The sequence below is a fragment of the Nonomuraea coxensis DSM 45129 genome (assembly GCF_019397265.1).
Lineage (GTDB): Bacteria > Actinomycetota > Actinomycetes > Streptosporangiales > Streptosporangiaceae > Nonomuraea > Nonomuraea coxensis.
This window is the reverse complement of the sequence record NZ_CP068985.1, coordinates 6,658,315-6,681,081: the sequence shown is the minus strand read 5'-3', so window position 1 is coordinate 6,681,081 and position 22,767 is coordinate 6,658,315. Positions and strand designations below refer to the sequence as shown.

20 protein-coding genes are annotated in these 22,767 nt (G+C 72.4%); 10 read left to right on the top strand and 10 right to left on the bottom strand.

Annotation, left to right across the window (positions count from 1 at the left end):
• Positions 1-135 precede the first annotated feature (135 nt).
• Positions 136-1,665 carry an MFS transporter gene (locus Nocox_RS31300; RefSeq protein WP_020541994.1) on the top strand — a complete coding sequence of 510 codons (1,530 nt, stop codon included), beginning with the start codon at positions 136-138 and terminating at the stop codon, positions 1,663-1,665.
• Between the two features lie 35 nt (positions 1,666-1,700).
• Entirely contained in the window at positions 1,701-2,486 is a 786-nt protein-coding gene (locus Nocox_RS31295; RefSeq protein WP_169577010.1) for a DoxX family protein, read from the top strand.
• A gap of 10 nt (positions 2,487-2,496) precedes the next feature.
• Here Nocox_RS31295 and sthA read toward each other — a convergent pair whose 3' ends face one another.
• Entirely contained in the window at positions 2,497-3,909 is a 1,413-nt protein-coding gene (sthA, locus tag Nocox_RS31290) for a Si-specific NAD(P)(+) transhydrogenase (RefSeq protein ID WP_020541992.1), read from the bottom strand.
• Positions 3,910-3,969: 60 nt separating this feature from the next.
• On the opposite strand from sthA, the gene Nocox_RS31285 reads away from it, so the two are divergent.
• Complete coding sequence (locus Nocox_RS31285) at positions 3,970-4,800, top strand: PhzF family phenazine biosynthesis protein (protein WP_020541991.1); 831 nt, start codon at positions 3,970-3,972, stop codon at positions 4,798-4,800.
• 9 nt (positions 4,801-4,809) lie between these two features.
• Here Nocox_RS31285 and Nocox_RS31280 read toward each other — a convergent pair whose 3' ends face one another.
• The 5 genes from Nocox_RS31280 to Nocox_RS31260 form a co-directional block, all read right to left on the bottom strand.
• Positions 4,810-5,658 (bottom strand): 5-oxoprolinase subunit C family protein, encoded by an 849-nt coding sequence (locus Nocox_RS31280; RefSeq protein WP_020541990.1) that lies wholly within the window; start codon positions 5,656-5,658, stop codon positions 4,810-4,812.
• Positions 5,655-6,275, bottom strand: a complete 621-nt coding sequence (locus tag Nocox_RS31275; protein WP_020541989.1) for a 5-oxoprolinase subunit B family protein — start codon at positions 6,273-6,275, stop codon at positions 5,655-5,657. Before Nocox_RS31275 ends, Nocox_RS31280 begins: the two co-directional genes overlap by 4 nt.
• Positions 6,272-7,027 carry a LamB/YcsF family protein gene (locus tag Nocox_RS31270; RefSeq protein ID WP_020541988.1) on the bottom strand — a complete coding sequence of 252 codons (756 nt, stop codon included), beginning with the start codon at positions 7,025-7,027 and terminating at the stop codon, positions 6,272-6,274. The genes Nocox_RS31275 and Nocox_RS31270 overlap by 4 nt, the downstream gene beginning before the upstream one ends.
• A 66-nt stretch (positions 7,028-7,093) precedes the next feature.
• Positions 7,094-8,584, bottom strand: coding sequence for a hypothetical protein (locus Nocox_RS31265; protein ID WP_033408498.1), 1,491 nt, complete (start codon positions 8,582-8,584; stop codon positions 7,094-7,096).
• 135 nt (positions 8,585-8,719) lie between these two features.
• The gene (locus Nocox_RS31260) at positions 8,720-8,944 is read right to left on the bottom strand and encodes a hypothetical protein (RefSeq protein WP_020541986.1); all 225 of its coding nucleotides are present in this window, start codon (positions 8,942-8,944) and stop codon (positions 8,720-8,722) included.
• 154 nt (positions 8,945-9,098) lie between these two features.
• On the opposite strand from Nocox_RS31260, the gene Nocox_RS31255 reads away from it, so the two are divergent.
• From Nocox_RS31255 to Nocox_RS31245, 3 genes are all read left to right on the top strand, one after another.
• The gene (locus Nocox_RS31255) at positions 9,099-9,668 is read left to right on the top strand and encodes an HhH-GPD-type base excision DNA repair protein (RefSeq protein WP_020541985.1); all 570 of its coding nucleotides are present in this window, start codon (positions 9,099-9,101) and stop codon (positions 9,666-9,668) included.
• A 217-nt stretch (positions 9,669-9,885) separates the two neighbouring features.
• Positions 9,886-11,982, top strand: coding sequence for a SpoIIE family protein phosphatase (locus tag Nocox_RS31250; protein WP_219495521.1), 2,097 nt, complete (start codon positions 9,886-9,888; stop codon positions 11,980-11,982).
• Positions 11,983-12,224: 242 nt separating this feature from the next.
• A complete protein-coding gene (locus Nocox_RS31245) occupies positions 12,225-13,883 on the top strand; it encodes an RNA polymerase sigma factor (RefSeq protein ID WP_084685458.1) in 1,659 nt (552 codons plus the stop codon).
• Positions 13,884-13,957: 74 nt separating this feature from the next.
• Here Nocox_RS31245 and Nocox_RS31240 read toward each other — a convergent pair whose 3' ends face one another.
• A complete protein-coding gene (locus tag Nocox_RS31240) occupies positions 13,958-14,695 on the bottom strand; it encodes a YaaA family protein (RefSeq protein ID WP_026214090.1) in 738 nt (245 codons plus the stop codon).
• A gap of 64 nt (positions 14,696-14,759) precedes the next feature.
• Here Nocox_RS31240 and Nocox_RS31235 point away from each other — a divergent pair, with 64 nt between their 5' ends.
• Positions 14,760-15,458, top strand: a complete 699-nt coding sequence (locus Nocox_RS31235; RefSeq protein WP_026214089.1) for a GNAT family N-acetyltransferase — start codon at positions 14,760-14,762, stop codon at positions 15,456-15,458.
• A 110-nt stretch (positions 15,459-15,568) separates the two neighbouring features.
• Here the strand turns inward: Nocox_RS31235 and Nocox_RS31230 are convergent, their stop codons facing one another.
• Positions 15,569-15,799 (bottom strand): DUF7455 domain-containing protein, encoded by a 231-nt coding sequence (locus Nocox_RS31230; RefSeq protein ID WP_020541980.1) that lies wholly within the window; start codon positions 15,797-15,799, stop codon positions 15,569-15,571.
• Positions 15,800-16,045: 246 nt separating this feature from the next.
• Between Nocox_RS31230 and Nocox_RS31225 the strand changes: the two genes are divergently transcribed.
• Positions 16,046-18,112 (top strand): DNA gyrase/topoisomerase IV subunit B, encoded by a 2,067-nt coding sequence (locus Nocox_RS31225; protein WP_026214088.1) that lies wholly within the window; start codon positions 16,046-16,048, stop codon positions 18,110-18,112.
• A 135-nt stretch (positions 18,113-18,247) separates the two neighbouring features.
• Here Nocox_RS31225 and Nocox_RS31220 read toward each other — a convergent pair whose 3' ends face one another.
• Positions 18,248-18,742: a beta-class carbonic anhydrase gene (locus Nocox_RS31220; RefSeq protein WP_020541978.1), complete on the bottom strand. Its 495-nt coding sequence runs from the start codon at positions 18,740-18,742 to the stop codon at positions 18,248-18,250.
• 158 nt (positions 18,743-18,900) lie between these two features.
• On the opposite strand from Nocox_RS31220, the gene Nocox_RS31215 reads away from it, so the two are divergent.
• Together Nocox_RS31215 and Nocox_RS31210 are read left to right on the top strand one after the other, a co-directional pair.
• Complete coding sequence (locus Nocox_RS31215; RefSeq protein ID WP_020541977.1) at positions 18,901-19,209, top strand: hypothetical protein; 309 nt, start codon at positions 18,901-18,903, stop codon at positions 19,207-19,209.
• A gap of 106 nt (positions 19,210-19,315) precedes the next feature.
• Entirely contained in the window at positions 19,316-19,690 is a 375-nt protein-coding gene (locus tag Nocox_RS31210) for a VOC family protein (protein ID WP_020541976.1), read from the top strand.
• Positions 19,691-19,700: 10 nt separating this feature from the next.
• On the opposite strand, the gene Nocox_RS31205 is transcribed toward Nocox_RS31210, so the two are convergent.
• Complete coding sequence (locus Nocox_RS31205; RefSeq protein WP_020541975.1) at positions 19,701-22,718, bottom strand: glycoside hydrolase family 3 N-terminal domain-containing protein; 3,018 nt, start codon at positions 22,716-22,718, stop codon at positions 19,701-19,703.
• Positions 22,719-22,767 lie beyond the last annotated feature (49 nt).

The following is a 22,767-nucleotide window of genomic DNA, read 5'->3' as shown; positions in this document are numbered from 1 at the left end:
GCTGCCACGCAAGCCGGAGCGCACGAGCCGGGGCGTCACCGTCCGACACGAGGACGGGCGCGAAACCGCGGCGCGCGAGCGGCCGACCACCTGCACGTGCGGGCCCTGTCAGCGGATCGGCCTGCAAGGAGGCCCATGACCGTCACACAGGCCGCACCGCTCGTCAAGACCCCCGCGAGCCGGCCGGGCGACCGACGCTGGTCCGTTCTGGCGCTGCTCTGCCTGGCGTTGCTGCTCATCACGGTGGACGCGACGGTCCTGCACATCGCGGTGCCCGCGCTCACCGCCGCCCTCGAACCGAGCGCGGTGCAGCTCCTGTGGATCATCGACGTCTACTCGCTCGTCGTCGCGCCGCTGCTCATCATGTTCGGCACGCTCGGCGACAAGTACGGACGCAAACGCCTGGTCCTGTGCGGTTTCGTGCTGTTCGGCCTGGCCTCGGCAGGGGCCGCGTTCGCCCCGACGCCGCTGACGCTGATCCTGGCCAGGGCACTGCTCGGCATCGGCGGCGCGATGATCATGCCGGCCACGCTCTCGCTCATCCGCCAGGTCTTCACCGACCGGCGCGAACGGGCGATCGCGCTCGGCGTCTGGAGCGCCGTGGCCGCGGCGGGCGCCGCCGTCGGGCCGCTCGTCGGCGGCCTGCTGGTCGGCTTCTGGTGGGGCGCGGTCTTCCTGATCAACGTGCCGATCCTGCTCGTCCTGCTGCCCGCCGCCGTCCGCCTGCTGCCCGACTCGCCCGTACGCCGGGACCGCCCCTGGGACGCCGCCGGCGCGGCGCTGTCGGTGGTCGGCATCCTGGCGCTCGCCTTCGGGCTCAAGGAGGCGGGCTCGGGCACCCTCATGCCGATGTGGGCGTCGGCGCTGGTGTTCCTGACCGGCGCCGGGCTGCTCGTCGCCTTCGTCCGGCGGCAGCGGCGGCTCACCGTGCCGCTGCTGGAGCTCGGGCTGTTCAGGCGGCGCGAGTTCACCACCGGGGTCACCGGCGTGCTGCTCGGCGTCTTCGCGCTGGTCGGACTCCAGCTCATGCTCGCGCAGTACCTGCAGCTCGTGCTCGGCGACAGCCCGGTGCGCGCGGCGGTGCGCATGCTGCCGCTGGTGCTGTCGGCGATCTGCGGCGGGCTCGCGGCGGCCCACATCCTGCCGCGCCTCGGCATGCGGGCCACGATGAGCGGCGGGCTCGGGCTGGTCGCGCTGGCCCTCACCCCCACGCTGGGCTGGGGCGTCGAGGGCCACCCCGTGATGCTGGCCGTCTGTTTCGTCGGCATCGGGTTCGGGGTGCAGGTGGCGCTGCTGGCCGCCTCCGACACCATCATGTCCGCGGTCCCCGAGTCCCGGGCGGGCGGGGCGGCGGCCATCGAGGAGACCGCGTACGAGCTGGGCGCCGGCCTCGGCGTCGCGGTGCTCGGCACGATCACCACCGTCGCCTACGCCCCCGGACTGTCCGCCGTGCCCGGGGTGCCCGCGGCCGGCATGGACGAGGCCCGCCAGTCCCTCGCCTCGGCCGCGCACGTCGCCCACCAGGTCGGCGGCAGCGCGGGCGACGCGCTGCTCGACACCGCCCGGTGGGCCTTCGTCAACGCCCTGCACACGACCGTCGTCGTGAGCGTCGTCCTGCTGAGCGTGACCGCCGTCGCGGTGGCCGTGCTGCTCCGCCGTGATTGAGGTGTGTCATGTCCCGTACCGGGCAGTCATCTAGCGTGAAACAGGTCTCCCGTGATGTCGCGGCCTTAGTCGCCCGCCTGTGCGTGGGCGGGATCTTCTTCGCCAACGGATGGGCCAAGCTGGAGGACGGCCTGAAGCTCACCGGCGCCAAGTTCCTGGAGCAGGGCGCGCCCGCGCCGCAGGCGTGGGCCACGGTCACGATGCTCGCCGAGCTGATCGGCGGGGCCCTGCTGATCGCCGGGCTGGCGGTCTCCGTCACGGGCCTGGTCCTCTTCGCCGAGGCGCTGGCGGTCTTCCTCGTGGCGCCGCCGCTCAACCCGATCACCATGAACGAGCTGATCCTGCTCGGCGCGGCGTCGCTGCTGCTGGCCGTGGTGGGCGCCGGGCGGGTGTCGGTCGACCACATGGTGGTGATCCGGCGGCGGGAGGCGGAGGCGGCCGACGAGTTCGCCGCCGACCACGACGCCGAGCGGGTCATCGCGTCCTTCCGCGACCCTGACGCCCCGCCCAGGCCCGACGGGGAGGCCGGCGAGACCGTGGAGTCCCACGCCCCCGCCGCCGGCCAGGAGCAGGCCCCGCCGAAGAGCCCGCCGAAGAACCCGTCCAAGAACCCGTCCAAGAGCCCGGCCGAGAGCGCGCCCGAGAGCCTGCCCGCGGACCCGCCGCCGGGAAGCTCCGCCGCCGAGGACACCGCGCCGCACCCGCGCCCGCGCGCCGCCGCGCCCGAACGCTCGGAGGAGCCGACGCCCGCCCCCGGCGACACGCTGGTCGCCGGGCGCAAGAAGCCCGCCCCCCGGAGCAGGCGCACGGCCTCCGAGTGAGGACAAGGGGTCACATCTCCGCGGTGAGGCGGGCCACCACCCGCATCTTGTTCATCGCGTCCAGCGCCGCCACCTTGTACGACTCCGCCAGCGTCGGATAGTTGAACACCGCGTTCACCAGGTAGTCCACGGTGCCGCCGCACCCCATGACGGTCTGCCCGATGTGCACCAGCTCCGTCGCGCCCGTGCCGAACACGTGCACGCCCAGCAGCCGCCGGTCCTCCGAGGACACCAGCAGCTTGAGCATGCCGTACGAGTCGCCGATGATCTGCCCCCTGGCCAGCTCCCTGTAGCGGGAGACGCCCACCTCGAACGGCACCTTCTCCCGCGTCAGCTCGTCCTCCGACTTCCCGACGAAACTGATTTCCGGGATCGTGTAGATGCCGATGGGCGTCAGCTCGGCCAGCTCCTCGACCGGCTCGCCGCAGGCGTGCTGGGCGGCCACCCGGCCCTGCTCCATCGAGGTCGCCGCGAGCGCGGGGAAGCCGATCACGTCGCCGACGGCGTAGATGTGCGGGACGGCGGTGGCGTAGTTGTCGTCCACCTCGATCCTGCCGCGCCGGTCGGCCGCCAGACCCGCGGCCTCCAGGCACAGCTCGGCGGTCTTGCCCTGGCGGCCGGCCGAGTACATCACGCAGTCGGCGGGGATCCTCTTGCCGCTCTCCAGGACGGTCAGCGCGCCGCTGCCGCGCCGCTCGACGGCCGCCACGTTCTCGCCGAACCTGAAGGTGACCGCCAGGTCGCGCAGGTGGTACTTCAGCGCCTCGACGATCTCCAGGTCGCAGAACTCCAGCATGCGCTCGCGCCGCTCCACCACCGTCACCTTCGTGCCGAGCGCGGCGAACATGGAGGCGTACTCGATGCCGATCACGCCCGCCCCGACCACGACCAGCGTCTCCGGCACCCGCTCCAGGCGCAGGATCGCGTCGGAGTCGATCACCGTGCGGTCGTCGAACTCCACGCTGTCCGGCCGGGCCGGCGAGGTGCCGGTGGCGATCACGATCCGGTCGGCGGTGATCTTCTTCTCGGCGCTGCCGTCGTCGCCGGACACGCCGATGGTGTGCGGGTCGAGGAAGCGGCCGGTGCCGTGCAGCACCGTCACGTGGTTGCGGGCGAGCTGGCTGCGGATCACCTGGATCTCGCGGCCGATCACGTGCTGGGTGCGCATGCCGAGGTCGGTGACCGTGATCTCGTCCTTGACGCGGTAGCTGGCGCCGTACAGCTCGCGCTGGTTGAGCCCGGTGAGGTAGAGCACCGCCTCGCGCAGCGTCTTGGAGGGGATCGTGCCCGTGTTGATGCACACGCCGCCGATCATGTGCCGTTTCTCGATCACGGCGACCCGCCGGCCGAGCTTCGCCGCGTCGATCGCGGCCTTCTGCCCACCGGGGCCGGAGCCCAGGACAACTACGTCAAAGTCCGCCACATCGTCCAGTGTGGGGTCCCCCTGCCGGCACGGAAAGCCCTGTCTGCCAGACTCCGGAGTATGTCGCGTGCCTTCACCCAGGTCGACGTGTTCACCGCCACCCCCTACCTCGGCAACGCGCTCGCGGTCGTGCTGGAGGCCGAGGGGCTCGGCACCGAGGAGATGCGGCGCTTCGCCGCCTGGACCAACCTGTCCGAGACCACGTTCGTCCTGCCGCCCACCCACCCCGGCGCCGACTACCGGGTGCGGATCTTCACCCCTTCCCAGGAGCTGCCCTTCGCCGGGCACCCCACGCTCGGCACCTGCCACGCCTGGCTGGAGGCCGGGGGGACGCCGCGTGACCCCGGCGAGATCGTCCAGGAGTGCGGGGCGGGGCTCGTACGGGTGCGGCGGACCGGCGACGGCCTGGCGTTCCAGGCGCCGCCGCTGATCCGCTCGGGCCCGGTGGAGGAGCCGCTGGTGGCGAGCATCGCCGAGGCCCTCGGCATCCCCAGGGACGCCGTCGTGGACGCCGAGTGGGCCGACAACGGCCCCGGCTGGGTGGCCGTGCTGCTCGCCGACGCCGAGTCGGTGCTCGCGCTGCGGCCGGGCACCGTGCCGTGCGACGTGGGCGTGGCCGGGCCCCACCCGGAGGGCGCGGACGTCGCGTACGAGGTGCGCGCCTTCTTCCCGCTCCAGGGCGCCACCGTCGAGGACCCGGTCACCGGCAGCCTCAACGCCTCGCTCGCCCAGTGGCTGCTGCGCACCGGCCGCGCCGAGGCCCCGTACGTCGCCGCCCAGGGCACCGCGATCGGCCGCGCCGGCCGGGTGCGGATCGACGTCGACGACAGCGGGAACGTGTGGGTCGGCGGATCGACCGTCACCTGCGTCACCGGCCGCGTGGAGCTGTGACCGGACGCCTCAGCGTCCGCGCCGGATGGTGAAGCGCACCTCGTCGCCGGGGCGGAGCTGCGCGGCCACCGCCAGGTCGGCCGCGCGCAGCACGGCGATCACCGGGTAGCCGCCGGTCGGCGGATGGTCGGCGAGGAAGACGATCGGCTGCCCGCTCGGCGGCACCTGGACCGCCCCCGTCACCATCCCCTCGCTCGGCAGCTCGCCGTCCTTCGCCCGCACCAGCTCGGGGCCGCGCAGCCGCACGCCGATCCGGTTGCTGTCCTGGCTCACGACGTACGGGGCCGCGCACAGCTCCTCCAGCGCCTCCGGCACGAACCAGTCGTCGCGCGGCCCCGGCAGCACCCGCAGCACGGCGGGCCCGAGCTCCGGCAGCGGCGCGAAGTCCGCCACGAGCCCGCCCCCGGCGGCCCCCACGGGCAGCAGCGTGCCCGCCCGCAGCGGCTCGGGGCCGAGCCCCGACAGCGAGTCGGTGGACCGGCTGCCCAGCACCGGCGGCACCGCGATCCCGCCCCGCACCGCGAGGTAGGTCCGCAGCCCCCGCCACGGCGCCCCCAGCCGCAGCTCCGCCCCGGCCGGCACCCAGAACGGCGCTCCCATGGCCGCCCCGCGCACCGGCCCCGCCGGCAGCGGGGCGCCCGCCAGCGCCGCCCACGCGCCCGTGAGGAAACGCAGCCGCGCCGAGCCGAAGGTCAGCTCGATGCCCGCCAGCCCCTCGGGGTTGCCCACCAGCCGGTTGGCCAGCTTGAGACTCGCGGCGTCGGCCGCCCCGGAGCCGGGCACCCCCAGGTGGGCGAAGCCGGGCCGGCCGAGGTCCTGGACGGTCGCGTACGGGCCGGGCGCGATGACCTCGATCACGCGGGCTCGAACCGCACGCGCGTGCCGGGACGGAACGGCGACGGCGGATCGGCCGCCACGTCCCACACCCGCAGCGTGGTGTGCCCGAGCAGCCGCCAGCCGCCCGGGGACGCGCTCGGGTAGACCGCGGAGTAGGGCCCCGCGACGGCGACGGACCCGGCGGGCACCGAGGTGCGCGGCGTGCCCAGCCTGGGCACGTGCAGCACCGGGTCCAGCCCCGTCAGGTAGGCGAACCCCGGCGCGAACCCGAGCCAGCCCACCACCAGCTCGCGCCCCGCGTGCCTGGCGATCACCTCGTCCACGCCGACGCCCGCCAGCTCCGCCACCGGCTCCAGGTCGGCCCCGTCGTAGACCACGGGGACGGTCACCACCGGCGCCGCGGCGGCCGGCCCGGCGGCGAGGGTGGTGGCACGTTCCCGGGCCAGCACGTCCGCCAGCCGCTCGCGCAGCCGCTCGCGGTCGCCGCCCGGAGCCACCACCAGCACGGTGCCGGGCCCGGGGACGATCTCCACGACCCGGTCGGGCCGCTCGCGCCGCAGGGCGGCGTCCAGTCGGTGCGACAGCTCCAGGGAGCCCGTCTCGACCAGCAGCCCGTGCTCGCCCGCCAGGCGGATCATGTGAACGCCTGCAGGACCACCCCGGCCGCCAGCAGGCCGTCCCGCACCTCCTGCGCCAGCCGGATCGCGCCGGGCGTGTCGCCGTGGATGCAGATCGAGCGCGCGCCGATCGTCACGGAGCTGCCGTCGACGGCCGTCACGGCGCCCTTGAGCGCCATCCGCAGGGCGCGCGCGGACACCTCCGCCGGGTCGTGGATCACCGCGCCCTCCTCCCTGCGCGGCAGCAGCGTCCCCTCCGGTGTGTACGCCCGGTCGGCGAACGCCTCGTTCACGGTCGACACGCCCGCGGCGGCGGCCACCTCGTGCACGGCCGAGCCGGGCAGCGTGAGCACGGGAAGCGCGACGTCGTAGTCGGCCACCGCGTCGACCAGGGCGGCCGCCTGCTCCCGGTCGCGCACGACCCGGTTGTAGAGCGCGCCGTGCGGCTTGACGTACGACACCCGGCCGCCCATCGCCCTCGCGATGCCGTCGACCGCCGAGAGCTGGTAGAGGACCTCCGCGCACAGCTCCTCGGGCTCGACGTCCATGGCCCGGCGGCCGAAGCCGGCGAGGTCGCGGTAGGACACCTGGGCGCCGATCGCCACGCCCCGGTCGACGGCCGCCGCGCAGGTGCGCCTGATCGTCACCGGGTCGCCCGCGTGGAAGCCGCAGGCCACGTTGGCGCTCGTGACGATGTCGAGGAGCGCGAGGTCGTCGCCGAGCCGCCAGATCCCGAAGCTCTCGCCGAGATCGGCGTTGAGGTCAATCACCATGGCCCTATCATGCTAATCCGTGGCCGCCCCGGCGGGCCGAACGCGGACGCTGACCTGCCCCTGATGTCAGATCTCGTCCGGGATGTCGGCGATGTCGTCGAGGGCGGCGGCGAGCTCGTCAGGGTCGCCGCCGATCCGCTCGGCGATCTCGATGAGCACGTGCAGCACGTCGTGCCGGTCGTGGCCGAGGTCGAGCAGGCGCTGGGCGGCCTCCCAGAGCTGCGGCGGGTCGCCCTCCCACAGCCGGGTCGCGATCTCCTCGTGCCAGGCCAGGTGCTCCTGGTCGATCAGGCCGCCGTGGTCGATCTCCAGCAGCGTGCGCCGGTCGGCCTCGTCGGAGGGGTTGAGCCGGTCGAGGTCGATGCCGTTGTGGACGCCCTGCAGATAGGGGAAGGCGAAGGCGCGCCTGGCCAGGGCCGACAGGTCGCCGTCCGGCAGCAGCCGCTCCAGCAGCGGCCGGTCGAGCCCGAACGAGGTCGGGTCGCGGTAGGCCTCGGGGAACTTGCCCGTCGCCTCCCACACGGCGTCGAGCGTGGCCCGCAGCCCCTGCTCGGGCAGGGCCGTGCGGCGCGCGGCGAAGCGCACCCACGCCGACAGCACGTGCGGCATCGCCTCCTGCTCGGCGACGCTCAGCATGACCTTGCGCGGCAGCCAGTCGAGCAGGAACGTCTCGCACTTGGTCGGGCTGACCCGCAGCGGCCGGTTGAAGTCCTGCTCGCAGCCGTAGTCGATGATGTGGTCGGCGCAGCGCGAGGCGGCCGACGGGTCGGACAGGTGCTCGGCCGCGTCGGAGGCCAGGAACTCGGCCGCCAGCATGGCCCGGCGCTCCCTGCTGTAGGGGGCCTCGATGTGCAGCGGCGCCGGGCGCTTGCGGCCCGGGGGCAGCGCCTTCAGCCGGGCGCGGGCGAAGGCGTGGTAGGCGCTGTAGCTGTCGCTCACCGGCGGGGGGGTCTTCGGCTCCCTGGTGGCCTTCATCGCCGACTCCAGCAGCGCCCTCGCCTGCTCGGGCTGGATCTCCTCGAACAGCAGCATGGGGTTGCCCGCCGCCTCGATCCTCGCCTGCTCCAGCAGCTTGTCGACTTGAGAGGACACCCAGGCGTCGCGGGCCATGCCGCTCATGTTGTAGTCGACGACCACGACCAGCGCGTGCCGGTCGGTCGGCCGGGATGCCTCGTTCCAGCGGTAGGCGAAGGTGCAGATGACGGTGTCCTGGTCGCCGTAGGCGTCGCGGGAGACGTAGCAGCCGGCCGGCTTGACCGCGCCCACCTTGTCGGCCCAGCCGGGCCGCGCCACGCCCGACTCCATCATCGCCAGCGCCGCGCCCTCGGCCTTGGCGCCCTGACGGGCGGTGCCGAGATAGGCGAGGCAGATCAGCAGCGTCAGCGAGGCTGGGGTGCCGGCCTTGGCGGCGTAGTCGACCAGCCCCTCGCCGAGCACCTGCTCCACGTCGCCGCCCCGGACCCGCCTGCCCCACCAGGCCCCGATCATGTCGGAGACCATCAGCTCCGCGTCGAGCGGTGTGCGCACGGCCAGCAGCTCGCGGGCCGCCGTCACCATCTCCTGGAACACGTCGTCGGGCGGGGTGCTCTCCCGGGGATCTCGTCGGTGTCGGCGCACACCCTCACTCTCTCGTATTCCAGGCGCAAACGGTGCGGAGAACTCGGCCTGGTAACCCCGATGTTATCGGGAGTCTCAACGCGGGACGCGCGGCGGCGGCGCCGAGTTGACGATGGCGAGCAGGCGCTCGCGCGCGATGCGTTCCACGATCTCGGGCGTCGCGGAGATGCCCAGGTGCTGCGCGCACGCGCAGACGTCGGCCACGCAGCGGTCGATCGTGTCCACGGGTACGGTCAGGAACTCTTCGGCCAGCCGGAGACTGACCGGTTCGCGCAGGAACCGTGTGGCCAGAGCGAGCATAGATGTCAGATTCCTCTGGAAGCCCGGGGGCAAACCCTCAGGAACGTGTGCTGGGCGACTTGCGCTCTCATTTCATCCTTTCTCGGACGGGTGTCAAGCCTCCACGACGCCTGTGTTCACTTCACCCGGCGCCCATCCATGCCAAGCTGTCTCCATGCGCATCCAGCTCGCCCAGAAGAGCGAGGCGGACGAGCTCCTCGGCCGCAATCCGCTCGCCCTGCTCGTCGGCATGCTCCTCGACCAGCAGATCCCCATGGAGTGGGCGTTCACGGGGCCGCACACCATCGCCGAGCGGCTGGGAGGCGACCTGACGGCCGAGCGCGTCGCCTCGTATGATCCTGAGGCGTTCGCCGCGCTGCTCGCCGAGAAGCCGGCCGTGCACCGCTACCCCAAGGCCATGGCGGCCAGGGTCCAGGCGCTCGCGGCCTACCTCGTCGAGCACTACGACGGGCGGCCCGAGAACATCTGGGCCGGGGCACCCGACGGCAAGGAGTTGTTGAAACGACTCATGGCCCTTCCGGGATACGGCAAGCAGAAGGCCCAGATTTTTTTGGCATTGCTGGGGAAGCAGTTGGGTGTTCAACCTTCAGGCTGGCGTGAGGCGGCCGGGGCCTACGGCGAGGAGGGTTCACACCGGTCGGTGGCCGACGTCGTCGACGCCGAGAGCCTGGTCCGCGTACGTGCCGCCAAGCAGGAGGCCAAGCGCGCGGCCAAGGCCGAGTAGCTGCGCTGTAACCTGATCTTGCTGCGCGACGTGGAGCGATTTTGACAGGATGCGTTGACCTTAGGGGCGACCGGGCCGCGGCGGGGGCTTCCGTCCGCACATGCCCATCGCCGATGATGTACTGCAGGATCCGGTCGCCCGGAGCTGCGCTACACCAAGACACGACTATGGAGATGTGCCGCGTGGGAGACCCTGGCACGCGACGGAGGTGCGGACGATGAGCGCCGAGACCTCCGTTCCCCGTCCCCGGGAGTCGGATGTGGACATCTCAGACTCCGCCCTGTTCCAGGGCATGCTGTCCGAGGCCGAGTTCGCCTTCGCGTTCTTCGACGGCGACGGCCGCGTCCAGCGCGTCAACGACGTCTTCTGCGGCGTCGTCGTCAACGTGCCCGAGGAGCGCCTGATCGGCCGGCAGCCGGTCGAGGTGCTGACCGCCGACCTCAGCCAGATCATCACCCACGCCGTGCAGGCCGTGGTCGAGACCGACGCGCCGGTCACCGAGGGGCGCGTGCGCGTGCGCTCGGCCGAGGGCGACACCCGGCACTGGTCGCTGTCGTTCTCGCCGGTCCACGACGACTCGGGCGAGCTGCGCGCCGTCGCGCTCGTCGGCATGGACGTCACCGAGAGCCGCCAGACCGAGGAGGCGCTGCGCCGCAGCGAGGAGCGTTACCGCTCGCTGGTCGAGGCGCAGTCCCAGCTCGTCTGGATCACCTCGCCCACGGGCGCCGTCGTCGAGGACGCGCCCCAGTGGCGCGCCATCACCGGCCAGGGCCTGGAGGAATACCTCGCCAACGGCTGGCTGGAGGTCGTGCACCCCGAGGAGCGCCAGCAGACCGAGGAGGCGTGGCGCGAGGCGCTGCGCGGGCGCACCATGTTCGAGTGGAACTACCGGGTGCGCACCCGGGCCAGCGGCTACCGGCACTTCGAGGTGCGGGCGGTGCCGATCATCAGGCACGGCAGGGTCGTGGAGTGGGTCGGCGCCAACACCGACGTCACCCCGCAGCGCGAGGCCGAGGAGATGCGCGGCAGGCTGACCGACCAGCTCGGCGCCGCCGCCCTGCGCACCGCCCGGCTGCAGGGCGCCACCGCCATGCTCGCCGAGGCGCTGACCGTCGAGCAGGTCGTCCAGGTGATCATCGACGTCGGCCGCACCGCCCTGGCCGCCGACCGCTCGGCCGTGGCGCTGCTCGACACCGACCGCGCCGCGCTCAAGCTCATCAACGGCGAGGGCATCCCCGAGGCGTCAGGCGCCTCGGGCGAGGAGATCCCGCTGTCGAGCTCCAGCGTCATGACCATGGCGGTCAACAGCCGCCGGCCGGTCTTCGCCGAGTCGCCCGACAGCCTGCGCGCCCAGCTCCTGGAGGCGGGCGGCGACGAGGAGGTGCTGGCCAACTACCTCGCCAGCAGCGACGAGCGGGCCTGGGTGGGCCTGCCGCTGCTCGCCGCGGGCCGCGCGCTGGGAGCGCTCCGATTCTCCTTCACGCGCTCGCAGAAGATCTCCCAGGAGGACGGCGTCTTCCTGGAGGCCCTGGCCGGCCAGTGCGCGCTGGCGGTCGAGCGGGCCACCCTGTTCGAGCGCGAGCACCGCACCGCCGAGACGCTGCAGCGCAGCCTGCTGCCCGACCGGCTGCCCGTGGTCAAGGGCCTGGAGCTGGCGCAGCGCTTCCGCTCGGGCAGCCGCCACGTCCAGGTCGGCGGCGACTGGTACGACGCCTTCGTGCTGCAGGACGGGCGGGTCGCGGCGGTCGTCGGCGACGTCATGGGCAAGGGCGTCAAGGCCGCGGCCGGCATGGGCCGCATCCGCAACGCGATGCGCGCCCTGGCGCTGACCAACCCGCCGCCCGCGGCGGTGCTCACCGGGCTCGACCGCGTCTTCGAGGCGACCGAGGAAGAGGAGCAGGTCACGACCCTGGCCTACATGGTCGTCGAGCCCGTCACCGGCGAGGGCACGCTGGCGCTGGCCGGCCACCCGCCGCCCGTGCTGGTCTCGCCTCAGGGCACCGCGATCCTGACCGACGGCGAGCCCGGCACGCCGCTGGGCTGGCCGACGAGCCGCAGGCAGTTCCGGTTCGTGGTGCCGCCCGGGCACACCGCCGTGCTCTACTCCGACGGCCTCGTGGAGAACCGCAAGCGCGGGCTGGACGCCGGACTCGCGGACCTTTGCAGTGTTGTGACCGAAGCGCCGCCTGAGGTGGTGAAGAGTCCTCACATGTTGCTGGACTTCCTGGTTGACCGGATGTTGTCTGGATATGAACAGGATGATGACGTTACCGCGCTCGCAATTCACGTTCCGCCAGCCACGAAGAGTGACTGAATGAAACAGTCATAACGGTTGCTTTCGGGTATCAGTGCCCCGCTTACGTACGCACTACTGCTTTGGTCGGCCTAGGGTGGAGGTCAACCGCCGGGAGGTGGCCGTATGGAGTGCGGGGTCGTGCCACAATGCTGTGCAGGTCCGTCGCGGTCCGCACGGCCTCACCGATCTCCGAGAGAGGCAACAGCCCCCCAGCGGGCATCTGGGTCCATTGTCGCCACGCGTTCGTTCGAGAGGTGTTCGTGTCGCCTGCAAGTTCGACTCGCTCGAAGCCACAAGAGCTGAACGAGCCCGTCATTCAGCGACTGCTCGAGCGTGGGCGCTCGCAGGGTTTCCTCGAGTCTGAGGATGTCCGTCAGGCCTTCGAGGAGGCGGACATCCCCATGTCGCACGCCGCCGCGTTCTTGCGGAACCTCAGCAAAGAGGGCGTGACCGTGGTGGTGACCGCCGCGGATTCGGCTGCGCCGAAGAAGTCTCGTGGTCCAGCAAAGCGCCGCACCGCCGCCCCCGTCAAGACCAAGACGGCGGCGGCCGCCAAAGAGCAGCAGCCCGAGACCGTGACCGCGGTCGTCGGCGCCGCCGAAGCCGAGCCGGTCGCCAAGAAGGCGGCCCCCGCGAAGAAGGCCGCTCCGGCGGCCAAGAAGGCCGCGGCTCCCGCCGCCGCCAAGAAGGCCGAGCCGAAGAGCGCCGCTGGGCCTGCCGAGACCAAGCCGAAGGCGACCGACGCCACGCGCGGCGAGTCCGACGAGGTCGAGGACCTCGAGCTCGACGCCGACGTGGAGCTGGAGGACCTCGAGGACCTCGACGTCGAGGTCCTCGTCGAGGAGGACTCCGACGCCGAGGGCGAGACCGAGGACTCCGACGACGACGACACCGACGAGCCCAAGGCCGCCGAGATCGCCGCGACGCAGAAGACCGAGGACGAGGTCCTCATCCTCTCCGACGACGACGATGACGCCCCCGTCGCCCAGGTGGCGGCCGCCGGCGCCACCGCCGACCCGGTGAAGGACTACCTCAAGCAGATCGGCAAGGTCCCGCTGCTCAACGCCGAGCAGGAGGTCGAGCTCGCCAAGCGCATCGAGGCCGGCCTGTTCGCCGAGGAGCAGCTCGGCAGCGGCGAGACCGACGGCCTGCCTGTCGACGTCCGCGCCGAGCTGGAGTGGATCGCCGAGGACGGTCGCCGCGCCAAGAACCACCTGCTGGAGGCCAACCTCCGGCTCGTGGTCTCGCTGGCCAAGCGCTACACCGGCCGCGGCATGCTCTTCCTCGACCTGATCCAGGAGGGCAACCTCGGCCTCATCAGGGCCGTCGAGAAGTTCGACTACACCAAGGGCTACAAGTTCTCCACCTACGCCACGTGGTGGATCCGGCAGGCGATCACCCGGGCCATGGCCGACCAGGCGCGGACCATCCGCATCCCGGTCCACATGGTCGAAGTGATCAACAAGCTGGCCCGCGTCCAGCGGCAGATGCTGCAGGACCTCGGCCGCGAGCCCACCCCGGAGGAGCTGGCCCGCGAGCTGGACATGACGCCCGAGAAGGTCGTCGAGGTCCAGAAGTACGGCCGCGAGCCCATCTCCCTCCACACGCCGCTGGGCGAGGAGGGCGACAGCGAGTTCGGCGACCTCATCGAGGACTCCGAGGCGATCGTCCCGGCCGACGCCGTCAGCTTCACGCTGCTCCAGGAGCAGCTGCACTCCGTTCTCGACACCTTGTCGGAGCGGGAGGCGGGCGTCGTGTCGATGCGCTTCGGGCTCACCGACGGGCAGCCCAAGACGCTGGACGAGATCGGCAAGGTCTACGGGGTCACCCGTGAGCGCATCCGCCAGATCGAGTCCAAGACCATGTCGAAGCTCCGCCACCCGTCCCGCTCCCAGGTGCTGCGCGACTACCTGGACTAGAGCGTCACGACCGTGAAGGGCCTTCGCCGGACTGCTCCGGCGGGGGCCCTTTCTCGTCCCGCGCCTCCACCGGATCAGGGGAGGCGCACGTCCAGCGTCCAGGGGCGGCCGGGCCGCGGCGGGGGAGCGAGCTCGACGGCGTGGCCGAGGCCGGTGAGGGTCTTGGCCAGCTCCTCGGGCGACGACGGGACGGTGTCGTGCAGGAGCAGGGCGCGGGCGATCTCGCCGCGGGTCGCCTTGGCCATGTGGCTGACGACCTTGCCGGCACGGAAGACGCGCACCGCCGCCGACCGCTCGCCCGGCTGCCACGCCCCCGCGTACGTCGCCGAGCGCATGTCCACGACCAGCCCGGGCACCGGATCGAGCGCCTTGGCGAGCAGGGGCCGCCAGAAGGCCGCGAGCCCGCCGAGCGGCGGCAGGTTCACGCCCATCGACAGCCGGTACGGCGGGATCCGGTCGCCGATCCGCAGCACGCCCCACAGCCCCGAGAAGATCAGCACCGACTCCTCGGCCCGCCGGCGCGCCTCGCCCTCCAGGGTGCCGAGCCCCAGGTTGTCGTAGAGGACGCCGGTGTAGAGCTCGGCGGCGGGCAGCGTGGGGGCGGTCTTCAGCGCGGTGTTCTTGTCCAGCTCGCCGGCCAGGCCGGGCGTCAGCCCGAGCACGTCGAGGGCGTCGCGGCGTTTGGAGGCGCGTACGAGCGCGTTCAGCACCCGCCGGCGGGCCCGGTCGAGCGCGGGGAAGGACAGCTCGCCGACGGGCGGGCCGCTTCCCTCCTGGGCCTTGCCTTCGGACGGGGGCAGCAGTATCAACACAGGTCAGTAGCTTATGGGCGACCTGGTCCGCCCCCGGTAGTGACCCGTCGGCTACGCTGCGCGGGTGGATTTCGACCGACTTGTCCATGAAGCGTGGCCGGCGTACGAGCAGCGCGAGCACGACGGGTGGGTGCTGCGGTACGCGGGCGGCGTGACCAAGCGGGCCAACTCGGTGCTGCCCCTCGGCCGTCCGGCGGACCTGGTCGCCGCGATCGAGGCGGCCGAGGCGTTCTACGGCGACCGCGACCTGCGCCCGGCCTTCTCCATGGGGCCCGGCGCCACGCCCGGCCTGGACGAGGAGCTGGAACGCCGGGGATACGAGCTGGTCGATCCCACCCTCGTGATGACCGCCGGGTCCCTCGCTCCCTGGCGGGGCGAGCGGGTCAGGATCGAGGACCAGCCGTGGGCCGACTGGCTGGACACCTGGTGGGCCGTGGACGGCCGGTACGAGAGCGGCCTCGCCCACGCCGCCCGCGTCTGCGCGGGCGTCCCGGCCTGGTACGCCGCCTACGAGGAGAACGGCGAGACGCTGGCCGTCGGCAGGGCCGTCCCCCAGGGGAGCACGCTCGGCGTCTACTGCATGGCGACCCGCCCGGAGGCGCGGCGGCGCGGTCTGGCGCGCGTGATCCTGCGGGCGCTCGGCCACCACGCGCGGACCGGTTCTGCGTACCTGGTGACCACCGCTCCCAACGAGGCCGCCCAGGCGTTGTACCGCAGCGAGGGGTTCGAGGTGGCGGCGCGCTACCACTACCGCGTCCGCTGAACCCGGATGTGACAAGGATCACACGAACGCAGAACGGCCACCCCGAGCAGGCTCAGGGTGGCCGTTCTGCCGTTCATATGCGGTTATGTCGACACGACGGGCGTTGTGGATCAGCGCTCGCCGTCGGGGGCATTCATCGGGGTCTTGCTGAGTCGAGCCGACTCGTCCAGGATGTCGGCGCCCTTCTCACGCAGTGCCGCGATGTGCTGACGCCCGTGGTGAGCGCAGAACAGCAGCTCCCCGCCTATCGGCAGGGTCGCGCGAATGTAGGCCTGGGCGCCGCAACGGTCGCAGCGGTCGAGGGCCGTCAGCGGCTTAACGGGGGCGAGTGCTCCAGTCACGTATCGCCTTTCGGGTCACCCCCGCCGAAGCGAGGATCTGGCGTCAGTCACTTGGAACAACATCTAACCGGACGTGGGCCTTCCCAACCTCCCCCGCTGTACGCCCAGAGCGGAATGTGTCCGAAAGTAATGAGGATCAGCCGGTTGGTAACGACAAACATGCCGCCATGGCAAGCTTGTACGCGTGCGCAAGGGAAGAACGGTAAGCTGCGCACACGTGTTCGATGCTCAACCCGGGGAGCTGGAGTGACGCTAGTGGAGGCGGGTTACACGGCTCGTCACCTGTCGGTGCTTGAGGGCCTTGAAGCGGTCCGCAAGCGCCCGGGCATGTACATCGGGTCCACCGACAGTCGCGGGCTGATGCACTGCCTCTGGGAGATCGTGGACAACGGCGTCGACGAGGCGCTGGCGGGCTACTGCGACCGCATCGAGGTCGAGCTCTACGCCGACGGCTCGATAGAGGTCCGCGACAACGGCCGCGGCATCCCCGTGGACGTCGAGCCCAAGACCGGCCTGGCCGGCGTCGAGCTCGTCTACACCAAGCTGCACGCGGGCGGCAAGTTCGGCGGCGGCTCCTACGGCGCCTCCGGCGGCCTGCACGGCGTCGGCGCCTCGGTGGTCAACGCCCTGTCGGCGCGGCTCGACGTCGAGGTCGACCGCGACGGGCGGGTCCACGAGATCAGCTTCAGGCGCGGCGTCACCGGCGTCTTCGACGGCGACGGGCCCACGGCGAAGTTCAGGAAGAAGTCCGGCCTGCGCCTCGGCGGCGAGCTCCCCGCCAAGGTCACCGGCACCCGCGTGCGCTTCTGGGCCGACAAGCAGATCTTCCTGCCCGACGCCGAGGTCTCGCTCGACGAGATCCACGTGCGGCTGCGGCAGACCGCGTTCCTGGTGCCCGGCCTCACCCTGGTGGTCTACGACAGCAGGCACGAGGAGCGCACCGAGGAGGAGTTCCGCTTCGAGGGCGGCATCTCCGAGTTCGCCGAGTTCCTGGCCCGCGACGAGGCGGTCTGCGACGTGCTGCGGCTGCAGGGCGTCGGCCACTTCCACGAGACCGTGCCGGTCCTCGACGACCAGGGCCACATGACGCCCACCGAGGTCCAGCGCGAGCTGAGCGTCGACGTGGCGATCCGCTGGGGCAAGGGCTACGAGTCCACCGTGCGCTCGTTCGTCAACGTGATCGCCACCCCCAAGGGCGGCACCCACCTCACCGGCTTCGAGCGCGGCCTCGTCCGCACCGTCAACGAGGTGCTGCGCGAGACCCGGCTGCTCAAGAACGGCGACGACCCCGTCACCAAGGACGACATCCAGGAGGGCCTGACCGGCGTCGTCACGGTCCGGGTGCCCGAGCCGCAGTTCGAGGGCCAGACCAAGGAGGTGCTCGGCACCTCGGCGGCCACGCGCATCGTCTCCCATGTGGTCTCGCGCGAGCTCAAGGAGCTGTTCGCCAACCCGCCGCGCGGCTACAAGCAGCCGCTGCGGGCCGTGCTTGAGAAGATCGTCGCCGCCGCCAAGGCGCGCATCGCCGCCCGTGAGCACCGCGACAACCAGCGCCGCAAGAGCGCGCTGGAGAGCTCGGCGCTGCCGGCCAAGCTGGTCGACTGCCGCAGCGAGGGCGTCGACCGCAGCGAGCTGTTCATCGTCGAGGGAGACTCCGCGCTCGGCACCGCCAAGCTGGCCCGCGACTCGGAGTTCCAGGCGCTGCTGCCGATCCGCGGCAAGATCCTCAACGTGCAGAAGGCGTCGGTGAGCGACATGCTCAAGAACGCCGAGTGCGCCGCCATCATCCAGGTCGTCGGCGCGGGCTCGGGCCGTTCCTTCGACATCGAGGCCGCCCGCTACGGCAAGGTCATCCTCATGGCCGACGCCGACGTCGACGGCGCCCACATCCGCTGCCTGCTGCTCACCCTCTTCTACCGCTACATGCGGCCGATGGTGGAGGCCGGACGGGTCTTCGCCGCGGTGCCGCCGCTGCACCGCATCGAGCTCACCAACCCGGGGCGCGGCAAGGACAAGTACATCTACTGCTACTCCGACGCCGAGCTGCAGAAGGTGCTGCGCGACCTGGAGCGGCGCGGCAAGCGCTGGAAGGACCCGGTGCAGCGCTACAAGGGCCTCGGTGAGATGGACGCCGACCAGCTCGCCGAGACCACGATGGACCCGCGCCACCGCATCCTGCGCCGGGTGCGCATCGAGGACGCCGAGGCGGCCGAGCGCATCTTCAACCTCCTGATGGGCAGCGACGTCGCGCCGCGGCGCGAGTTCCTCGTCACCAGCGCGGCCGAGGTCGACCGCGACGCCATCGACGCCTGAAAGCCCCTTCAGGTCGTCCGGAAAGCCACGGCCCCTCCCCGGTGCGGCGAAGGGGCCGTTCGCGCGCCCACGACGCCCTGACGGCCCCGCCCGGCGCTCCCCGGCACGCCCGTCCGTGGCCTCGTACGGCGTCTTTCAGTATTCGACCGGGGAGAGCCGGCCGGTGCGGACGTCGTAGACGGCGCCGGTCACCGGCATGCCGGGCGGCAGGAACGGGCTGGTCCTGATGCGGGTCAGGTCGTGCCGCAGCGCCGCCCACTGGTCGGGCACCGTGTGGAAGTCGAGGCTGCGGGTGTCGACGCCGCTCTGGGCGGTGAGGTCGTGGATGTCGGCGTCGGTGACCTTGGTCATCCCGCAGTCGGTGTGGGGCATGACCAGCACGCGCTCGACGCCGAGCACGTAGACGCCCACCACGAGGGTGCGCAGCACGTCGTCGGTGACGCGGGCGCCGGCGTTGCGGAGGATCTTGGCATCGCCTGGCCGGAGCCCGAGCAGCCCGAGGGGGTCGATGCGGGAGTCCATACAGGTCACCACGCCCAGACCACGGGCGGCGCGGCCGGTGAGATCGGAGCTTCCGAACTCCTTGGCGAACTCAGCGTTGGCGGCATACAGGTCGTCGAACGCACTCATGGCACCGATGATCCCCCATGTCAGGAGGGTCGTCGCCACCGGGGGGCCGGCGACACGCGCCCGACTTCGCGAACCTCCGGGAAAAATCTGTCACCATGCGTGATGATGTCGTAGCCCAAAGTGGGTGGCTCAATGTCCGCGATCGAAGAAGGTCTGTCGTGAGTAGGTCAGAATCGCTCGCCGCGTATCTCCGTGCCCAGGCCCGGCGGAGCCTCGACCGGGTCGAGGCCAACGACGGCGGCCGCAACGCCCGGTGCGCGCTGGCCCTCCTCGACTGCGCCGTCTACGCGGCCGGCCTGCCCGAGGACGACCCGCTGCTGCTCCGGCTGGAGGAGGCGGGCTGCTTCGGCCCCGGGGGAGGCGAGGAGTTCGATCCCGGCGAGGCCGGCACCAAGCTGGTCCGGCGCTGGGAGGGCGGCGAGCCGCGGGAGCTGCTGCTGTCCCTTCCCGCCGCGATCGCCGTCTGAGCGGGCGTTCTCGTCAGGGGGGTCCGCCCGGCGAGGTGTGCCGGATCATCGGCCGGGTAACGGTTCCCGTCTCCGAGGGACCCCCTTCGACGCCTGAGAGGTGACCATGAGCGGCATCGCGCAGTTCCGCACCGTCGTGCTCGACACGCCCGACCCCAAGGGCCTGGCCGCGTTCTACTCCCAGTTGCTGGGCTGGCCGATCACGTCCGTCGAGGACGACTGGGTGGTGATCAGCGACGGCGGCGCGCCCAAGCGCATGGCCTTCCAGCTCGCCCCCGACCTGCGGCCCAGCACCTGGCCGGACCCCGAACGGCCCCAGCAGATCCACCTGGACCTCCTGGTGGACGACCTTGACGAGGCCGAGAAGCGGGTGCTGGAGATCGGCGCGGTCAAGCACGAGCACCAGCCGGACGAGGAGGACGACGACTTCCGCGTCTTCCTCGACCCGGCCGGGCACCCGTTCTGTCTCTGCGTGAGCTGAGCCAGCGGCCTCAGCGGGCGGCCCGCGCCAGCAGGTCCACCGCCTTCCTCAGGTGGCCGGCGGCCAGCTCGTGGTCCGCCGCCGCCTGGAGGTCGGCCCGCCGGTCCGCGTCCTGCGCCAGGTCCCTGGCCACCGAGACGACGGCGTCGGACTGGGCGAAGGCGGCGGTGCGGGAGCGTTCGAGCAGCGTGGCCGCCGTGCCCACGGCGGCGAGGACCGCGCGGGCGTCACGGACCGACCCGCCGGCCGTCCAGTTCCGGCCCGCCAGGGCGGGCGTCAGCGCCGCCGCCGCGGCCCTGGCCGGGCCGTCGCCGGTGGCGAGCCGGTCGCGCGCCGCCTTGAGCCGGTCGCGGGCCGGATCGGTCCGCAGTCCCCACCCGTATGGGAACAGCGGGTCGTAGGCGGCGTCGCCCACGTTGATCGGGATCTGCTCCGCCGTGCGGAACCAGGTGAACGGCAGCCGCCCGGTGTACGGCACCGCCCCGAACAGCGGATCGGCCACGCCGGCGCCCTCGGTGCCCGGCAGCCAGGCCGCCACCACGGCCTCCACGCCCGACAGGTCGCCCAGCAGCATCGGCCGGCCGGAGACGACGAGCACGACGCACTTCATGGCCCCGCACACCCGGTCCACCGCGGCCCGGTCGGCGGCCGACAGCTCCAGCGTGCGGCCCTGGCGGCCGACGTCGCCGAAGCCCTCCGCGTACGGGGTCTCGCCCACGACCACCACGCCCACGTCGTGCCCGGCCAGGCCGGCCGAGGCGTCGGGCGAGTAGGTCACGGAGGCGGCGCGGTCGCGGATCGCCTCCAGGATCGTCGTGCCGGGCGTGATCGGCCCGGACGAGCCCTGCCAGCTGATCGTCCAGCCGCCGCTCTGGTTGCCGACGTCGTCGGCGTTCGAGCCGGCCACGTACACCTTGGACGTGCGGCTGAGCGGCAGCAGGCGGCCGTCGTTCTTGAGCAGCACCTGGGACTTCGCGGCGGCGGTGCGGGCCACCGCGCGGTGCGCCGCGGAGCCGACGTCGCCGAGGTGGGTGCGGTCGGCGTACGGACGCTCGAACAGGCCCAGGCGGAACTTCTGGGTCAGGATGCGGGCCACGGCGTCGTCCACCCGCGCCATGGGCACCCGGCCGGCCTCGACCTCGGCCCTGAGCGTGCCGGTGAACTCCGGGTAGGCGTACGGCACCATGACCATGTCGACGCCGGCGGTCACCGAGGTGCGCACGTCGCTCGCGTAGTCGCCGGGGATCTGGTCGATCGCCTGCCAGTCCGTCACCACGAAGCCCTTGAAGCCGAGCCGGCCCTTGAGCACGCCGGTGAGCAGCTCCCGGTGCGCGTGCATCTTCACCGGCCCGGCGCCCAGGTCCACGCTGGAGAACGACGGCATGACGGTGGCGACCCCACGCCGGACCGCCACGGCGAACGGCGCCAGGTGGACGTCCTCCAGCTCCTGCCGGCTGACCCTGGTGACGCCCTGGTCGATCGTGTAGTCGCCGGTCGTGGAGGAGCCGTAGGCGGTGCCGCCGTCACCCACGTAGTGCTTGGCGGTGGCCAGCACGCCGTTGTCCTGGAGGCCGTCGATGACCGTGGCCATGCGGGAGACCAGGGCGGGGTCCTCGCTGAACGACTCGTACGCGCGGCCCCAGCGGTCGTCGCGCGACACGCACAGGCACGGCGCGAAGTTCCACGGGACGCCGGTGGCCCTGACCTCGCGGGCGGTGACCTCGCCCGCCTTCTCCACCAGGCCGGGGTCGCGGGCGGCGCCCAGGCCGACGTTGTGCGGGAAGATCGTCGCGCCGGCCACGTTGTTGTGGCCGTGGACGGCGTCCACGCCGTAGATCAGCGGCACCTGCAGCCGGGTACGGCGCGTCTGGAGCTGGAAGGCGTCCACCATGTCGGCCCAGGCGCGCGGCGTGTTGGGCGTGGGCGTGGACCCGCCGCCGGACAGCAGCGAGCCGAGGTGGTAGGCGGCGATGTCGCTCTGCCTGGCCAGCGCCATGCGCTCGGCCTGCGTCATCTGGCCGGCCTTCTCCTCCAGCGTCATCCGGCCGAGCAGGTCGGCGACGCGCTCGCGTACGGGCCTGCGCGCGTCCAGGTACGGCAGCCCGTGCGCGTCGATCACGATGACCGGGGCCTCGGCGGGCGGCCGGACGCCGGCGCCGGACAGCTCGACCGGGATGGTCTCGGCCACCTCGTCGGCGCCGTCCCTGAGGATCGTGACGGTGAACGAACGGGACGAGCCGGACGCCGTGCCGGCGGGGAAGGTCAGGGTGCCCTCGGCGGGCGTGTAGTCCGCGCCGGGGGTGGCGGTGCCGGAGCCGGTCCGGTACGTGACGGCGAGCCCGTCCGCGAGCGGCGCGCCGGTGGCGGTGGTGACCGTGACGCTCACCTTCGCCTCGGACCGCTCGCCGACGGGGTAGACCGGCCGGTCGGTGCTCAGCCGGGCGGGCCGCGGGGGAGCGGTGCCGTACAGCTCGACCTGGTCCCACTCCAGGGAGCCGGCGGCGGTGGGCAGGCGCATCCCGTAGCCCCACATGGCGAGGAGGTCCAGCTCGCCGTCCGTGGGTGCGCCGCCCGGCTGGTAGTCGGCGCGGCGGGTGAAGTCCGCGAACGGCACCTTGACCTGCCGCCAGCCGGCGGCGTCGTCGGTGAACGACGACTCGAACAGCTCGGCCGCGCCGGGGCCGGAGCCGCCGTCCTTGATCTCGAAGAAGATCCGCCGGCCGGAGCCCTCGCCGTTCACCCAGAAGGAGAAGCCCTCGTACGGGGACCAGTCCTGGGTGGCCGTCAGGTCCTGCGACCAGCCGCCCCACTGGCTGATGGCGTAGCCGCTCCTCAGCACCCGGTTCGCGGCCGGGGCGCCGGGGCGGGCCGCGCCGGGCTCGATCGTGAGCGTGGGGGTGGAGGCGGCGTCGTTGCCCCAGGCGTACACGCCGGAGGGGACGGCGTCGGACTCGAAGTCGGCGAGGACCGGCAGGTCGGCGGCGGCCCGCGCGGGGGCGGCCGGCGCGGCGAGAAGCGGGACCAGCAAGGCCAGGGCGGTCGCCCATAAGGGGGGTTTGCTGCGGAACACGGGGATA

What these genes read in the sequence shown, in the direction of transcription:
- Nocox_RS31255 (WP_020541985.1), top strand. Translation starts at nt 9,099, where the DNA reads ATGCGCATCCAGCTCGCCCAGAAGAGCGAGGCGGACGAGCTCCTCGGC.
- Nocox_RS31270 (WP_020541988.1), bottom strand. Translation starts at nt 7,027, where the DNA reads ATGGTGATTGACCTCAACGCCGATCTCGGCGAGAGCTTCGGGATCTGG.
- Nocox_RS31250 (WP_219495521.1), top strand. Translation starts at nt 9,886, where the DNA reads ATGAGCGCCGAGACCTCCGTTCCCCGTCCCCGGGAGTCGGATGTGGAC.
- Nocox_RS31285 (WP_020541991.1), top strand. Translation starts at nt 3,970, where the DNA reads ATGTCGCGTGCCTTCACCCAGGTCGACGTGTTCACCGCCACCCCCTAC.
- Nocox_RS31265 (WP_033408498.1), bottom strand. Translation starts at nt 8,584, where the DNA reads ATGGTGACGGCGGCCCGCGAGCTGCTGGCCGTGCGCACACCGCTCGAC.
- Nocox_RS31275 (WP_020541989.1), bottom strand. Translation starts at nt 6,275, where the DNA reads ATGATCCGCCTGGCGGGCGAGCACGGGCTGCTGGTCGAGACGGGCTCC.
- Nocox_RS31300 (WP_020541994.1), top strand. Translation starts at nt 136, where the DNA reads ATGACCGTCACACAGGCCGCACCGCTCGTCAAGACCCCCGCGAGCCGG.
- Nocox_RS31260 (WP_020541986.1), bottom strand. Translation starts at nt 8,944, where the DNA reads ATGCTCGCTCTGGCCACACGGTTCCTGCGCGAACCGGTCAGTCTCCGG.
- Nocox_RS31210 (WP_020541976.1), top strand. Translation starts at nt 19,316, where the DNA reads ATGAGCGGCATCGCGCAGTTCCGCACCGTCGTGCTCGACACGCCCGAC.
- Nocox_RS31220 (WP_020541978.1), bottom strand. Translation starts at nt 18,742, where the DNA reads ATGAGTGCGTTCGACGACCTGTATGCCGCCAACGCTGAGTTCGCCAAG.